This is a genomic window from Synechococcus sp. H60.2, assembly GCF_047462315.1.
Lineage (GTDB): Bacteria > Cyanobacteriota > Cyanobacteriia > Thermostichales > Thermostichaceae > Thermostichus.
In genome coordinates this window covers 18,122-33,148 of sequence record NZ_JANSIZ010000013.1, presented here as the reverse complement: position 1 = coordinate 33,148, position 15,027 = coordinate 18,122, and the positions used below count along the sequence as shown (strand labels likewise).

Below are 15,027 nucleotides of genomic sequence, written 5' to 3'. Positions count from 1 at the left end.
GCAGCTCACCTCCTCTCTCGCCCCGTCGTCGCCTATTCTAGATGGGATCCCGAGCATTCCCATGGGGAAGCGCCGTATGCGCGATCTGGAGCCGCAAGCAATGGCTCTGGCCTTTGATGGCCTGGAATTCGGGACAGAATCCTTTCCTGCCGAGGAAGTCCCCCTGCTCTCGGTGGGGGGAGTGTCCGGCTACTTGAAGTCGCTGCTGGCCGGGGATCCCTACTTGGCCAGGCTGTGGGTGGTCGGAGAAATCTCCAGTTGCCAGCGCAACCGCAACGGCCACCTGTTTCTGACCTTGGTGGATCCGGAAAGCGGCGACATCCTCAAGGGGGTGATCTGGCGGAGCCAAACTTCCCGGCTCAGCTTCTGGCCAGAAGTGGGGCAACAGGTGCTTGCGCTGGGGCAAATCGGCATCTACAGCGGCGGCAGCTACTACCGCCTTGTTATCTGGCAACTGCTGCCGGCGGGCGAGGGGCTGTTGGCGTGGCGCTTGCAGCAGCTCAAGGCCCGCCTGGCTGCCGAGGGCCTGTTCGACAACCAGCGGCCTCTACCTACCCACCCTCAGTGCATTGCCGTCGTCAGCTCTCCCGACGCCGCCGGCTGGGGCGATATCCGCCGCACCCTCAACCAGCGCTACCCCGGGCTGCGGGTGCTGTTTTCGCCGGCCCAGGTGCAAGGGGAAGCGGCCCCGGAGTCGATCGTGCGGGCCATTCGCCGGGTGGCACGGGATGGGCGGGCGGAAGTGCTGCTGATTGCCCGGGGGGGTGGAGCTGGCGAGGATTTGGCTTGCTTTAACGATGAGCGGGTGGTGCGGGCCATTGCCGAGTGCCCTATTCCGGTGGTGACGGGGATCGGCCACCAGCGGGACGAGACCTTGGCGGACTACGCGGCCGACTACGCGGCCCACACCCCCACAGCGGCGGCCGAGCGGATCGTGCCCGATCTGCGGGAATTGCAGCGCCAGGGATCCCAGTTGCGCCAGAAGTTGATCGAACGCACGCTGCAGGCTTTGGAGAGGGCACAGCGGCGCTTCCAGCACACCCAGCGCCATCTCGCCCAAATCCATCCGGAGCGGCTGCTGCAACAGGCGCAGGAGCGCCTAGCCCAACGACAGCAGCACCTTGTCCAGGCCGTGCGCCATCACCTTCAGCAGCAGCAACAGCGCCAACAGGCCCTCCAGGAGCACCTGCAAGCCCTCGACCCTGCCGCCGTCCTCAGGCGGGGCTATGCCCTGGTGCGGGACGAACGGGGATCCCTGGTTCGCACCCACCACCTACCGCCGCAGACCCGGCTGAGGATACAACTGGCCTCGGGAAGCCTCTGGGCCCGAGTGGAGGAGAGCCATGAGCCGCCGCAAACGTGAGGATCCCTGGCGCTACGAAGCGGCCATTGCCGAAGTGGAAAGTTTGATTGCCCAGATTGAATCGGGGGAGCTGGATCTGGAGGAAGTGGTGGAGCGCTTCCAGCAGGCCGCCCAGACCCTAAAGCGCTGCGCCCAGTTTTTGGAGCAAAAACGGCAGCAGGTGGAGATCCTCATTGAGGAGTTAGGCCCTGGCGAAGAAGAGCTGCGCGAGTTCTAGAGCCGGGGGGAATGGGGCAGTCCAAGAAACTGGGCAAAGGCCCCAGGTGCCCCTGCTGCTGTTGCTCAACGGGGGCAAGGCTTGACGAAGGGGGCGGTGCCCCTGAAGATGGTCAAGTTGTCAAGATCCTTTGGGGCGCCCTCTATGTCCGCCAAGACCTTGGATGGCAAAGCCCTGGCTGCTCGCCTGCAAGCGGAGATGGCCGCCCAAGTGCAGGCTTGGCTGCCGCGGGTGGGGCGTCCGCCGGGATTGGCGGTGCTGCGGGTTGGAGAGGATCCCGCCAGTGCGGCTTACGTGCGCGGCAAAGAGCGGGCCTGTGAGCGGGTGGGCATCGCCTCCTTTGGCCGCCATTTTTCCGCCCAAGACTCCCCCGCCCATCTGCTCGACGCCATCGCCCAACTCAACCAGGACGAGCGGGTGGACGGCATCCTTGTGCAACTGCCCTTGCCCCCCGGCTGGGATCCCATCCCGCCCCTTCTGGCCATCGATCCTGCCAAAGATGTGGACGGGCTACACCCCCTCAACTTGGGCCGGCTAGTGCGCGGCGAGCCCGGCCTGCGCAGTTGTACCCCCCTGGGCGTGATGCGCCTGCTGGAGGCAGAAGGGATCCCGCTTGCCGGGCAAAAAGCCGTAGTGGTCGGTCGCAGCCTCCTGGTGGGCAAGCCCTTGAGCTTGATGTTGTTGGCTGCCGACGCCACGGTTACCATGGCCCACTCCCGTACACCCAACCTGGCCGAAGTAACCCGCAGTGCCGACATTGTAGTCATGGCCGTGGGGCGCCCTCGCTTGCTCAAGGCAGAAATGGTGAAGCCGGGGGCCGTGGTGGTCGATGTAGGCATCAACCGTATCCAAGGCCCTGACGGAGCTGAGCAGTTGGTGGGGGATGTGGACTACGAAGCGGTTAAAGAGCGGGCCGCTGCCATCACGCCTGTGCCGGGCGGCGTGGGGCCGATGACGGTGACGATGCTGCTGGCCAACACCCTGGAAAGCTACAAGCTTCGCAGCCACCTGTAGCTGGAGGCTGTCCTCAAAATCCATGTCCTTGAAAAACTTCCAACCGCTGGCCACCAGGATGGAACCTTGGAGACATCAGCGAGGCTCCTTGTATAGCTTGTTACTCCGAGTGGCAGTGAGATGAGTGATCTTCAGGCCTGCTCGAGAGTCCCCGCGGGGGGAGCGCAAGAAGATTGCTAAGCGATAGTTATTCGCTGTCAAATTTTTGTCCAAATCCTTTACGTTGACAGTCGCAGATCGGGGATCGCTGTAACGTATGGATATGAACTTAGGTTAACTAGCGGCCCGTTTCCCCAGAACTGAAGCTCCGAGGGCGGGCAAGGAGTAGGGTCTCATGCTGCCGAGTGGCTCCCAAAATCCCCCTGAGCCGGCGGCCCAATCAGGGCAAGGGGATCCGGCTCCCTTTCTAACCGATGCTAGCTCTCCGCCTCCGCGAGCTACCACCACCGTCCCCTACGTGGTGTTGCACGGTCATTTCTACCAGCCGCCGCGGGAGGATCCCTGGTTGAACCGCGTTGAACGTCAGCCCAGCGCCAGCCCCTTCCACGACTGGAACGAGCGCATTTTAGCGGAGTGTTATCGTCCCAACGCCTTTGCCCGCATCCTGGACGATCAGGGGCGGGTGGTGCGCATTGTCAATAACTACGAATTCTTGAGTTTTAACTTTGGCCCCACTCTCCTCTCCTGGTTGGAGGAGCACGACGTTGAAGTGTACCAACGCATCTTGACTGCCGACCGCCTCAGCGCCGAGCGGCTGGAGGGACATGGCAATGCCATTGCCCAGGTCTACAACCACGTCATCCTGCCCCTGGCCAACGAGCGGGACAAGTACACCCAGATCCGCTGGGGGATCGCCGATTTCCAGCATCGCTTTGGCCGCTTCCCCGAAGGCATGTGGCTGGCGGAAACTGCCATCGATGCAGCAACAGTTGCAGCCTTAGTCGACTGCGGGATCCGTTTCGTCATCCTCGCCCCCAGCCAGGCGCAGCGCATTCGTCCTTTGGGTCAAACGGAATGGATCGATGTCAGCCAGGGCCAGATCGATCCCAGCCGGCCCTACCGCTGCTTTACCCCGGATCGCAGCGGCTACCTGGACATTTTCTTTTTTGACGGCCCTATCTCCCGGGATCTCGGCTTTGGCGATATTGTCTACAGCACCCAGTCGCTGGCAGAGCGGCTCCGGCTGGCCATCCGCCCTGACAGAGAAGGGGAACCCTATCTGATTAACTGTGCTACCGATGGCGAGACCTTTGGCCACCACAAGCGCGGCGTGGAGCGCACGCTGGCCTATGCCTTTTGCGAAGAGTTTCCCCGGCGGGGCTGGCAGGTGGGCAACTACGGCCACTTCCTCAGCTACCATCCCCCCACTTGGGAGGTGCAACTCAAGCCAGTTACGGCCTGGAGCTGCGCCCACGGGGTGGGACGGTGGTCGCGCGACTGCGGCTGTGGGGCAGTTCCAGGCTGGCACCAGCGCTGGCGGCAACCGCTGCGGGAGGCCCTCAACTGGCTGCGGGATCAGTTGGCCGAGATCTACGAAACGGAGGCCAAGGCCTACCTGCGGGATCCCTGGCTGGCCCGGGATCGCTACATCGAGGTGATCTTGGATCGGGAGCGCTGCGAGGCGTTTTTGCAGGAGCACCAGAGCCACCGCCTCACTGCCGAAGACCGGGTGCAAGTGCTGCGCCTGTTGGAGATGCAGCGCTACGGCCAATTGATGTTTACCAGTTGCGGCTGGTTTTTTGAGGAGCTGTCCCGTCCTGAGGGAGTGCAGATCCTGCGCTACGCGGCGCGGGCCATCGAGCTGGCGGCAGCAGTGGCGGATGTGGATCTGGAAGAAGAATTTCTGCGCCGCTTGAGCAAAGCCCCCAGCAACCTCGAGCTCTACAAAGATGGCCGAGGCGTTTACCAGGCGCTGGTGCGCCCCTGCCTAGTTAGCCCGCAGCGGCTGGTGGCTCAGCACGCCATGCTTTCCCTGTTCAACAGCATGCCCCGAGCTCCCGGATATATGCTGGAGCCAGTGGATCAGGAGCGCCTGGCTATAGGGGGATCCACCCTGCTGGTTGGGCGAGTGAAGCTCTCTTTTCCCACCACCTTTGAGGAGCATGACCTCATCTACGCTCTCCTCCATCTGGGCGGCTGGGACTTTCAATGTGGCGTCAAGCCGTTTACGGGGCGGCGCAGCTATGAGCAGTTGAAAGCCCGCCTGCTGTCTGGAGCCCACAGCCGCATCCAGGTGATCCTGACCCTGCAGGAGCTGTTTGGCCCGGAAACCTTTGACCTCAACGCTTTGACGGAGGAAGACCGGCAGCAGATGCTGCGCTGGTTAACCCAGGATACCCTGGATCGCCTAGCCCAGCTCTACCGCCAAACCTACCTGGAAAACTACGGGGTTTTGATGGCTTTTCGGGCCGATGGCCTGCCACTCCCGGAAGAGCTGTTGGCTGCCGCGCAGATCACCCTCAACCAGCGCCTGTTGAGCGGCTTGCGGGCGATGGAAGTGGAAGAGGGCAAGCGGGATCACCTGCTGGAGTTGCGGGCCATTGCCCGCGAGGCGGAGCAGTTGGGGTGCCAGTTGCGGCGGGAAGAGGCGGCCCGGGTTTTGGATCGGCTCTTGCAGCGGGGGATGTGGCAGTTGGCCCAGGCAGCCGACTCGGAAACTCTCAGCGAACAGCTCCACAACCTAGAAGAGTGGCTGCGCCTAGCTGCCGATCTCAACCTGCCTATCCGCCTGGATCGCCTCCAAGAGCTCTACCTACTGCGGCTAGAGCGGCAGCGATTAGAGGTGCTCCGCAGTGGCCCTGGGATCCCTGGCGAAGTCCTCCACCGCTTGCTGCGGCTGGGGCAACAACTTCGCATCAATGGTGCTGCCTGTCTCCAGCACCTACTGCCTCCAGCACCTACTGCCTCCAGCAACTGCTGAGGGCTAACCCCCATCGGGATGACAGGATTCGAACCTGCGACCCCTTCGTCCCGAACGAAGTGCGCTACCAAGCTGCGCTACATCCCGAGGTCAATCCAAAGCTTTGTAAGTATAGCATGCCATGCATGCTGTCTTCCCGCGGGTGGGAGCAGGGATCCCCGGCCAAGCGGGAGTCGTTCTGCGCTAAGCTATGGGGATCCACCGTTGCCCTACCGGAGTATGAGTCAGACCAAGGGTTTCAGCCAATCCAAGCCAGAGAAAAAACCGGCCAAGGCCAACACGGCTAAGCGCAAGGAAGCCGCCAAACGCTACGATGAGCTGAAAGCCAAGGGGATGCCGGAGTTCGCCATTTTTGCCCGGCGCCGCCAAGCTGAGCCCGGCAAACCCAACCCCTGGCTACCCGTGGGATCCCTGGCGGTCAGTCGCTCCAGCGCCATCCATCAGGCCATCTTCCAAAACGAGGAAGAGCTCAAAAAAGCAGCCGTCCGCCTCTTTCCCCGTCTTAGCAAAGTCAAAGACGAGCTGGAGTTTGGCTTTCGCCTCAAGGACAAAGAGTTTCAAGACGAGCCCATTCAGGTGGCAGTCCGGCCCCAGCCTTCGCCCCTTCAGAGCTGGATAGACAGGGTGCGCAGGTGGCTGGGCCTGGGCAAAAGAACTACCCAAGCCTCCAAGAAAGGCTAAGCCGTGGCAAAGGCTTTGGGTAGCCAGCTCAAAATCAAGGGGTTGACAATCTCTGGGCGCTCGTCATGGGGACAATGGCCCGTCTCGGGAAGAGGGAAAAATTGGTAGTCGATCCCCTGCACATGGTTTTGAAAGCCGCGGCCCCGTTCAATAGGTGTCCAGGGATCCCGTTCGCCCCAGATCACCAGCAGCGGGCAGCGCACCTGGGGCAGCAGCGCTTCGGGGGTGGGGCCAGGGGGAGCGGTGAGAATCGCCGCAAACACCTGCTGCGCTCCCACGTCACAGGAAGGGGCGTAGAGGATCTCCACCAGCTCGTCAGTGATGGCCGCAGGGTTGCAGTACACCTGTTCTAAGGTGGCGCGGATCCGCTGCCGCTGCCGCAGCCAATTAAACAGCAGTGGCCCCGTGACTGGCGAGGCCACCAGAGCAGTGAAGGTGGCCATGAAAACGCGGGCCATCGGGCTGAGCTCGTGGGAGCGATGGTTCAGGCCGCCGGCACAGTTAAGCAGCACTGCCCCTGCAGTCAGTTGTGGGTGCTGGGCGGCCATGAGCAGGCTAAGTAGGGCGCCGATGGAATTGCCAATAAACACTGCCGGCTGCCGCACGTGCTGCTGCCAAAAATCTGCTAGCAGCTCGGCCCACAGTTCTAGGCTGTAGGCAAGAGCTGGCTTGGCCGAGCCGCCAAACCCCAGCAAATCCAAAGCATAGACCCGGTATCCCGCCGTTGCTAGCACGGGGATGTTGTGCCGCCAGTGGCCAATGGAGGCCCCAAAGCCATGCACCAAAACCAGCGGGGAGCCGGATCCCTGGACGACGTAGCGAATGGCGTGACCCCGCCAGCTCCAGGTTTGGGGAGCAAAAGGGGCAATGGAATCGGCTGCCAAACTAGCAGGAGGAGCAGTGAACACAGCCAGAAAAATGTGGGTCCCTACCTCCTCATCCTAGCGCGACTCTGAGTGTCCTTCTCTGCGGGCCATCGCCCCCAATCCCTTTCTCCGAGGAGATCTGGCTTCTCGGCAAGACTCTCAGGTAACCACATCCGGCTGCTGCCGACCGGTGCGAGCGCGGATCTGGGCGAAGTGATCCGCCAGTTGGATTAGCTCGGCTAGGGCCACCTGGGGATCCAGGCCATGCCGGCTGGGATCCGGCTCAAATCGCTCCAAGTACACCCGCAGAGTGGCCCCGTGGGTGCCGGTGCCGGAGAGGCGGTAGACGATGCGGGAGCCATCCTCAAAGCCAATGCGGATCCCTTGGTTGTGGCTGATGCTGCCGTCCACCGGATCCGTGTAGCTGAAGTCATCGGCATAGGCCACCGTCTGGGAGCCAAAGCGCTGCCCCACCCAGCTTGTCACGGAGCGCCGCAAGTGCTCCATCAGCTCCTCGGCCACCTCCACCGGCAGCCCCTCGTAGTCGTGGCGGGAGTAGAAGTTACGCCCGTAGGTGCGCCAGTGCTCTTCCACAATCTGCCGCACCGACTGCCGTCGCACAGCAAGGATGTTCAGCCAAAAGAGGACAGCCCAGAGGCCATCTTTTTCGCGGATATGGTTGGAGCCGGTGCCGAAGCTCTCCTCGCCGCAGAGGGTCACTTTGCCGGCATCCAGGAGGTTGCCGAAAAATTTCCAGCCGGTAGGAGTCTCATAGCAGGGGATCCCCAGCTTGGCTGCCACCCGGTCTGCTGCCTGGCTGGTGGGCATGGAGCGGGCGATCCCGGCCAGTCCCTCCCGGTAGCCGGGCACTCGCTGGGCGTTGGCCGCCAGCACGGCCAAACTGTCGCTGGGAGTTACGTAGAACTGGCGGCCCAGGATCATATTGCGATCCCCATCACCATCAGAGGCGGCGCCGAAATCCGGGCCATCCTCCCGAAACAGCAGCTCCACCAGGGCGCGGGCATGCACCAAGTTGGGATCGGGGTGGCTGCCGCCAAAGTCCGGCAGGGGCTGGCCGTTGAGGACGCTGCCCGGCGCCGCCCCCAGGCACTCTTCCAGGATGGTGCGGGCATAGGGGCCGGTGACGGCGTGCATGGCGTCGAAGGCGATGCGGATCCCAGAGGCCAGGTAATCGCGGATGGCGTCAAAATCAAACAGGCGCTGCATCAGGGCCAGATAGTCGGCCACCGGGTCGATGACGGAAAGCGTCAGGGATCCCAGCCGCTGCTCTCCCAAGCGGTCTAGATCCACATCTGGGGCTTCTAGGATGCGGTACTCCCGAATCTGCTGGGTGCGGGCGTAGATGGCCTCGGTCACCTTCTCCGGGGCAGGGCCGCCGTTGCCGATGTTGTACTTGATGCCAAAGTCTCCCTGGGGGCCGCCGGGGTTGTGGCTGGCCGAGAGGATAATGCCGCCGTAGGCCCCGTATTTGCGGATAAGGTGGGAGACTGCCGGCGTGGAGAGGATCCCGCCCTGGCCCAGCAGCACCCGCCCGATGCCGTTGGCTGCTGCCATCTTGAGCAGGATCTGGATGGCTTCCCGGTTGTAGTAGCGCCCGTCTCCGCCCACCACCAGGGTTTGGCCAGCGGATCCCTCGAGGACGTCAAAGATGGACTGGACAAAGTTCTCCAGGTAGTGGGGCTGCTGGAACACCTGCACCGGCTTGCGCAGGCCGGAGGTGCCCGGCTTTTGGTCAGGAAAAGGGATGGTGGCCACGGTGCGGAGGGTCATAAGCTGCCGAAACTCTGCTTGCCCCTCTACTATCTCATCCCCAGCCCTGCTCTTCTGCCCGCTCTTGGGGATTGGTTGTCGCCTCTTGCTGTAGCTTGCTGCCTCAGGATCCCTTGCCGCCAGGCTCAGGGCAGGACTTTGAGCGCCTGGCCGGCGCTGCGGCCATAGCGGCTGGGATCGTACATCTCCTGGACAAGGGCAGGGGCCACCTGGAACTGGCCGGGGATCTCTGGACGGAAGAGGTAGACGAACTCGTGGCGGCCCTGCCTGAGCTCGGTGCTGAAGAAGGCCACGCGGTCGTCTCGGTTTTCTTGATGGGTCCAAAACCAGTCCCACCAGTAGTCGGGGGCCGAGCCGGTGAGCAGCCGCGGATCCTGGGAGGTGATCTCGGCGCCGCTGGGCAAGGGATCCTCGATCACCACATAGTGGCTATCCCGCTCAGCTTCCACCGTCAACCGGGCCAGGAGCACCTCGCCGGCGCGCACCGCCTCGCCGGGGCGCAGGAGCTGTTCTCGGTAGCGGATCTCTCCGTTGGCTTGGGGTTGGGGCTGTAGGCGGAAGTAGCTGCGGCTAATGGCAAAGCCTTGGCTTTGAGAGGGCAGAGGGTTGGGAACAAAAGCTTCTCCCCTCAAGCTGTAGTAGAGGGGGCCGGGTCCGGATTTTTCTAAGCGCAGGCGGCGCAGGGTGCTCACTTCGGCGTCGTCCCAGTCCAGCACCTGGCGGGGATCCGCAGCGCCGGCCTGCCAACGTGCCAGTTCAGCTCCGCTCACCTCCTCCAACACCCGCACCTGGCCGGGGTCGGGCTGTTGCTGTTGCTGGGCTTGGTAGTAGGCCACCAGGCCCAGGAGGGCATCGGCGGTGGCTTTGGTGGTGCGCCAGCGGTTGTCCTGCCGCTGCTGGAGAAGGGCGGTGGCGATCTCGCCGGCGCGGCCATCCTGGAGGCGCACGGCCAGTTGCAAGAGGGGCCCGGCCACCTCCAGGTCGTCGTAGGTGGAGCGCTCCCCGGTCGGCGGGGCGGAGGCGGCAGGAAGAAACCAGCGCCCCTGGGGATCCCTTTGCCGCCGCTCTAGAACCTCATCCAGAGCCGCTTGGGCGGGATCCCGCTGGCCCTGTTGCAGGGCGGCCAGCCCGCGGTAGGCCAGGCCAAAGGTGGAAAGCTGCGGCGGCGGCGGCAGCTCAGCAGTCACCAGCGCCGGATCCCAGAGGGCCAGGCTGTAGGCCACAAAGGCCCGCAGATCGGGGGAGAGGGGTTGGAACTGCTGCCCAGCCAGGTACTCCAAAGCCCGCTGCACCCGCCACTCCTTGAGGGCATAGCCAGCGGCCTGGGCGAGATGATAGCCCTGCAGGATGTAGGCGGTCAGGTAGGGGTTGCTGGTGTCGTAGGCCCACCAGCCCCAGCCGCCGTCATAGTTCTGGGAGTCCTCCAGCCGCTGCAGGCCGGCTCGAACCACCCGCGGCAGCCGCTCCAGGGTGGGCGAGCGCAGGTTCAAGCCCAACTGCTTGCTGGCCTGGGCCACCGCCAAGGCGGGCAAAAAGCGGCTCAAGGTCTGCTCGGTGCATCCGTAGGGGAACTGGACGAGATAGTCCAACGGCCCCAAAAGCTCCGCTGCCGGGCTGGCGGCCAGTTCCAGATGCAGGTGTCGGGATCCCGGCACCCAAGTGGCCGGCCAATCCAAAGGCAGCTCAAGGCTGTTCGCCTGCAGCCGCCCCGTTTGGAAGAAGCGGTGTACTGCTCCCAAGGGCTGGCTGGGGATCCGCAGTTGCAGCGCATCCTGCAGCCCCTCCCCTTGCGCCCAAACCCGCACAGGGCTATCGCCGGCCCCCAGCACCTGCAGCGGCCATTCCACCCGCTCCGCCCCTTGGGCGGGCACGGTCAGGCGTTGCCGTTGGGGGCCCTGCACTTCTAGGTTTCCGGGCACTTCCAGCCCCACTTCCACTGCTTGGGCTTGACCGGTGCGGTTTTGCACGATGGCCGCCAAGGTGAGCCGATCCCCCACCCGGAAAAAGCGGGGGGTGGCCAGGCGCACCAAGAGGTCTTTGCTGACAGCGACGGTGGCTAGGGCGGAGCCCACCTGGGTGTCGGCGGTGGCGGCGCGGGCGGTCAAGCGCCAGGTAGTCAGGTTGTCCGGCCAGCGCACCTGGACCTGGGCTAAGCCATCGGCATCGGTCACCAAATCCGGGAACCAGGCGGCGGTATCGCGAAAGTCTTCCCGCACCTGGCCGGCCAGCTTGTCGGCACCACCGGGGTATTGCTGAGGGAAAGAGGTGGTGGTGGTAACTTGGTTGTCCTGGCGCCCGTAGAAGAAGCGGCGGATATCGGGGGTGAAGTCGGGTCGCAGCAGGTAGAGGGCGTTGTCCACGATCCCCAACCCCACCTCGGCGCTGACCGGCTGCCCTTGGGCGTTGCGGGTGCGGATTTGAATTTGGGCCGTCTCCCCTGGTTGATAAGTGGGCTTATCCGTCTGCAGCTCCACCTGCAAAAAGCGATCCAACGGCGAGACCCGCAGCAGAGCCTCGTTCTGGTACAGCCGCCGCTCCGGGCCGAGGACGGTGGCGGTGACGTAGAGGTTGGGGCGATACTCCTCCCGGATGGGCAGGCGCAGGGTGGCCGTATGCCCCTGCAGGCGCAGCACCTGTACCTGGTGCAGCCGGGATCCCTCCAGACCCACCAGCACCGGCAGATCCGGCAGCGGCGAGACGATCAGGAGCTGGGCCTCTTCCCCCACTTCGTAGATCTGGCGATCCGCCACCACCTCCAGGCTGGGCAGGGATCCCCAACTGGGCAGGGGGTTGCCCGGCTCCACCACCCAGAGATGGTCTACCTCCTGCACGCGGTAGCGACGAGGATCCTGGGCCGTCAGCCGCACCCGGTAGTCTCCCGGCTCCAGGTCGGCGGGCAGGCGCAGAACCAGGCTGCCCTCGCCGTTGACAACCTGAAAAGATTGCCGCAGCAGAGTGGCTTGCCGTCGGTAGACGCTGCTCTGGGGATCCCAGCGCCAGCGCTCCAGGCTCAGCTCCCCGGCGGTGCTGACCGGTTGGCCGTCGTAGTCGCGGGCTTGCAGCCGGTAGGTGATGACATCCCCTGGAGCGGGCAGGTGGCGATCGGCCTCGGCAAAGAGGGCAAATTGGCCGGCCGTCACCCAGGCCCGTGCCGTTCCGGTCACGCTGCGGCGGCTGATATCGCTCACCTCCACCTCGATGCGCAACTGCTGCACCTCCTGCGGGCCCCAGTAGCTGTCTTCCTCCCAGTCCAGATCCTGCAACAGGCGCTCCAGGCGAAACTCCGCCCGCCCCTGGGCATCCGTCACCCCTGCTCCTTCCGCCACCAGCCCCCCGTAGCCGCCGTAGTAGCCCTGCTCCTCTCCCAGGTCGCCGGCAAAATAGTCTTCTGCCCCCGAATGAGGCAACAGCCCGTAGCGCAGGCTCCAGTCGGGGCTGCTGTAAACCCAGTAGCGAAGCTGGGCAGCGGCCACCGGCGCCCCGAAAAGATACTCGGCCTCCACCTGTACCTTCAGGGATCCCCCCCGCACCAGCCAAGGCCGGTCGGGCACCACCCTCACCTCAAACTCCGGTTTGCGGTAGGCTCCCACCTCAAAGGCGGTGTACTCGCGGCTGGATCCCTGCGGCCCGGCCACCCGCCACTCCAGGCCGTAGCTGCCCAGGGGGGTTTCCTCCGGCAATTGAAACTGCCCGTGGACGCTGCCGAAAGCGTTGGTGGCCAGGGTTTGCTCGCCCAGCACATCGCCGTCGGGGGCGGTGAGGGTTACTTGCACCGGCTGGCCTGCCGAGGTGAGGCGGTCGTGCTCCCGCACCAGGGCGCGAAAATAGACCGTCTGGCCGGGGCGGTAGAGGGGACGATCCGTGTAGGCGTAGATGCGGTGGGGCTGGTTCCAGCCATAGGCATAGCTGCGGGACAAAGCCTGCAACGTGTTGTCGGCGCTGTGGCCATAGACCACCAGCGAGGATCTCTCCCCTGTCGGCAAGCTAAACCGGGCCAGCCCCTCCTCGTCGGTGGTGGCAATGAGGGGATCCCTCCACTCCCCGAAAACTTGGATCTGGATCCCCGGCAGAGGACGCAATTCCCGCAAATGCACCGCCTGCACCACCAACTGGCTGGCATCCTGTTTCTGGATGAGGCCCAGGTCACTCACCAAAAGCCACTCCCCCGACCAAGGCAGCGGTGCCGCCGCCTGCCGCGGCTGTTGGCCTTCCGCCTCCAGCCAGTAGGCCCCCGGCGGCAGGATCCCCAGCTCCAGGGTGCGGGTCAGCTCTTCTCCCCCCAGTGGCTGCTGCCAACGGCGCACCAGCTCTCCTCGCAGGATGGAATACAAATCCGGAGCCAGGGATCCATAGCCAGCATCGGCCAGATCCCGCAAGAAAGGGGATCCTTCCAAATCAGCCAGGGAAAAGCGGTAGAGGGCAAACTGCACCGCTCCCAGGCCACTGGCCCGCCACTGCAGCCGTGCCGGCTCTGCGGTCGTGAACACCGAGCTGGGGCTGTAGAGGTAGAGGCTGGGGGGCAGAAGCTGCGGGCGTAGGAGAGGAGCAGAAGCTATCGCCCCTTCCCGCACCTGCACGGGTCTCTCGCTGGAGACCGTCTCTAGGCCGGATCCCCGCACCGTCACCCGGTATTCCCCAACGGGCAGCCGCTCCAGGCGGTACTCGCCCTCCGCAGACGGGCTGATGCTGCGGCTCACCGGGCCAGCGGCAATCACCTGGACGTTCCCCGGCGCCACCCCTGCCGGCAGCTCCACCCGCCCCAGCAGGGATCCCGTCGGCTGTTCCGAAAGCAAGACCGCCAGCCCCACTCCCAAAAACACCACCAGGGCCACCAACCACCGCCGCAGCATGGATCCCTTCCTCCTCCCGATGGGTTCTGGTTGCCCTGGGGATTCAGTCGCTACTTCACCAGCTCAAACACGTTGAACATGGGCAGGTACATGGCCACGATGATGCAGCCCACCATCCCGCCCAAGATCACGATCATCAGCGGCTCCAGCAGGCTGGTGAGGGCACGCACCGCCTCCTCCACCTCCAGCTCGTAGAAGTCCGCCGTCTTCATCAACATGGCATCCAGCTCCCCCGTCTCTTCGCCCACGCTGATCATCTGGATGGCCATGATCGGGAAGACCTTGGCCTTATCCAGGGCCGGCGCGATCTGCCCCCCCTCTGAGATGGATTGACGGGCGGCGTCGATGGCGTTGGCCACCACCTGGTTGCCGGAAGTGTCGCGCACGATCTCCAAAGAAGTCAGCACCGGCACCCCGGAGCGGGTGAGGGCCCCAAAGGTGCGGCAAAAACGGGCCACCGCCGATTTCTGGATCAGGTCGCCGAAAATGGGGAGCTTGAGGGCCAGAGCATCAATGGTCTCCTTGCCGGCGGGGGTGCGGTAAAAGCGCTGGAAAGCAAAAAAGACCGCCGCCAAAAAGCCCACCAGGCCTAAGCTGTACTGGGGGGTGCGCAGGAACTTGCTGATGTTGATAAAAAACTGGGTAAAGGCGGGCAGCTCCCCCCCCAAGTCGTTGTAGATGCTCTCAAAAGTGGGCAAGATGAACAGCACCATGCCCAAAAAGATTAAGACGGCCAAAATGGTCACCACCGCCGGGTAGGTCATGGCCGATTTAATCTGCTTCTGCAGGCGATCCATGTCCTCCAGCAGCTTGGCCAGTCGGTTGAGCACCTCGTCGAGCACACCGCCCACCTCCCCCGCCTGCACCATGCTGCAGTAGAGGCCGTCAAAGGCATCCGGATAAGGGCGGATGGAATCGGACAGGTTCTTCCCCGCCTCCACTTCCGCTCGAATCGCCCGCAGGTATTTCTTGAGCTTGGGGTTGCCGGTCTGCTCCTCCATAATGGTTAGGGAGCGCACCATCGACACGCCGGCGTTGATCAGGGCAGCAAATTGCCGCGAGAACACCGCCTTGTCGCGAATGTCGATGGATCCCATCATCGAGAAATCAAAAGAGGTATCCAGGGAGAAGAAGGGCTTTTCTTCCTGGATGTCTTCCTGTTTGGCAAAAATGCCCTCGCGGCGCAGCCGTGCGCGGGCCTCGGTCAAGTTGTTGGCCACCACTGTCAGGCGCACCGGCTGACCGGCCTTTAGCCCCCGAACCTTGTAGCGCGGCATGGCTTACCCCTGCTTGGATCGTTAGTTCGACACGCCGGAATGGGATCC

The 15,027-nt window shown here is 63.9% G+C and carries 9 protein-coding genes and 1 tRNA gene; 5 read left to right on the top strand and 5 right to left on the bottom strand.

The features are described from left to right. The first annotated feature begins 76 nt into the window (after positions 1-76). The 4 genes from xseA to NW845_RS03520 all read left to right on the top strand — a co-directional run bounded on the left by xseA (position 77) and on the right by NW845_RS03520 (position 5,514). Positions 77-1,363: an exodeoxyribonuclease VII large subunit gene (gene xseA / locus NW845_RS03535; protein ID WP_414376863.1), complete on the top strand. Its 1,287-nt coding sequence runs from the start codon at positions 77-79 to the stop codon at positions 1,361-1,363. Further along, positions 1,344-1,580: an exodeoxyribonuclease VII small subunit gene (gene xseB / locus NW845_RS03530; protein ID WP_414366634.1), complete on the top strand. Its 237-nt coding sequence runs from the start codon at positions 1,344-1,346 to the stop codon at positions 1,578-1,580. The genes xseA and xseB overlap by 20 nt, the downstream gene beginning before the upstream one ends. A gap of 144 nt (positions 1,581-1,724) precedes the next feature. Beyond that, positions 1,725-2,594: a bifunctional methylenetetrahydrofolate dehydrogenase/methenyltetrahydrofolate cyclohydrolase FolD gene (gene folD, locus NW845_RS03525; protein ID WP_414376862.1), complete on the top strand. Its 870-nt coding sequence runs from the start codon at positions 1,725-1,727 to the stop codon at positions 2,592-2,594. Positions 2,595-2,928: 334 nt separating this feature from the next. Beyond that, the gene (locus tag NW845_RS03520; protein WP_414376861.1) at positions 2,929-5,514 is read left to right on the top strand and encodes a DUF3536 domain-containing protein; all 2,586 of its coding nucleotides are present in this window, start codon (positions 2,929-2,931) and stop codon (positions 5,512-5,514) included. A gap of 13 nt (positions 5,515-5,527) precedes the next feature. Here NW845_RS03520 and NW845_RS03515 read toward each other — a convergent pair. Further along, positions 5,528-5,601, bottom strand: a tRNA-Pro gene (locus tag NW845_RS03515). A 132-nt stretch (positions 5,602-5,733) separates the two neighbouring features. On the opposite strand from NW845_RS03515, the gene NW845_RS03510 reads away from it, so the two are divergent. Beyond that, positions 5,734-6,195 carry an HHL1-like protein gene (locus NW845_RS03510; protein ID WP_414364481.1) on the top strand — a complete coding sequence of 154 codons (462 nt, stop codon included), beginning with the start codon at positions 5,734-5,736 and terminating at the stop codon, positions 6,193-6,195. On the opposite strand, the gene NW845_RS03505 is transcribed toward NW845_RS03510, so the two are convergent. The 4 genes from NW845_RS03505 to NW845_RS03490 all read right to left on the bottom strand — a co-directional run bounded on the left by NW845_RS03505 (position 6,192) and on the right by NW845_RS03490 (position 14,979). Then, positions 6,192-7,103 (bottom strand): alpha/beta fold hydrolase, encoded by a 912-nt coding sequence (locus NW845_RS03505; protein ID WP_414376859.1) that lies wholly within the window; start codon positions 7,101-7,103, stop codon positions 6,192-6,194. The two genes, NW845_RS03510 and NW845_RS03505, sit on opposite strands and share 4 nt — an antisense overlap. A gap of 117 nt (positions 7,104-7,220) precedes the next feature. After that, the gene (locus tag NW845_RS03500) at positions 7,221-8,852 is read right to left on the bottom strand and encodes an alpha-D-glucose phosphate-specific phosphoglucomutase (protein WP_414376858.1); all 1,632 of its coding nucleotides are present in this window, start codon (positions 8,850-8,852) and stop codon (positions 7,221-7,223) included. A gap of 125 nt (positions 8,853-8,977) precedes the next feature. Further along, entirely contained in the window at positions 8,978-13,702 is a 4,725-nt protein-coding gene (locus NW845_RS03495; protein WP_414376856.1) for an alpha-2-macroglobulin family protein, read from the bottom strand. Positions 13,703-13,752: 50 nt separating this feature from the next. Then, complete coding sequence (locus tag NW845_RS03490; protein ID WP_414376854.1) at positions 13,753-14,979, bottom strand: type II secretion system F family protein; 1,227 nt, start codon at positions 14,977-14,979, stop codon at positions 13,753-13,755. Between the last annotated feature and the right edge of the window lie 48 nt (positions 14,980-15,027).

Bases quoted from the DNA above. Each gene is read 5' to 3' on its own strand.
- NW845_RS03520 (WP_414376861.1), top strand. From the start codon at position 2,929: ATGCTGCCGAGTGGCTCCCAAAATCCCCCTGAGCCGGCGGCCCAATCA.
- NW845_RS03510 (WP_414364481.1), top strand. From the start codon at position 5,734: ATGAGTCAGACCAAGGGTTTCAGCCAATCCAAGCCAGAGAAAAAACCG.
- folD (WP_414376862.1), top strand. From the start codon at position 1,725: ATGTCCGCCAAGACCTTGGATGGCAAAGCCCTGGCTGCTCGCCTGCAA.
- NW845_RS03500 (WP_414376858.1), bottom strand. From the start codon at position 8,852: ATGACCCTCCGCACCGTGGCCACCATCCCTTTTCCTGACCAAAAGCCG.
- xseB (WP_414366634.1), top strand. From the start codon at position 1,344: ATGAGCCGCCGCAAACGTGAGGATCCCTGGCGCTACGAAGCGGCCATT.
- NW845_RS03495 (WP_414376856.1), bottom strand. From the start codon at position 13,702: ATGCTGCGGCGGTGGTTGGTGGCCCTGGTGGTGTTTTTGGGAGTGGGG.
- NW845_RS03490 (WP_414376854.1), bottom strand. From the start codon at position 14,979: ATGCCGCGCTACAAGGTTCGGGGGCTAAAGGCCGGTCAGCCGGTGCGC.
- xseA (WP_414376863.1), top strand. From the start codon at position 77: ATGCGCGATCTGGAGCCGCAAGCAATGGCTCTGGCCTTTGATGGCCTG.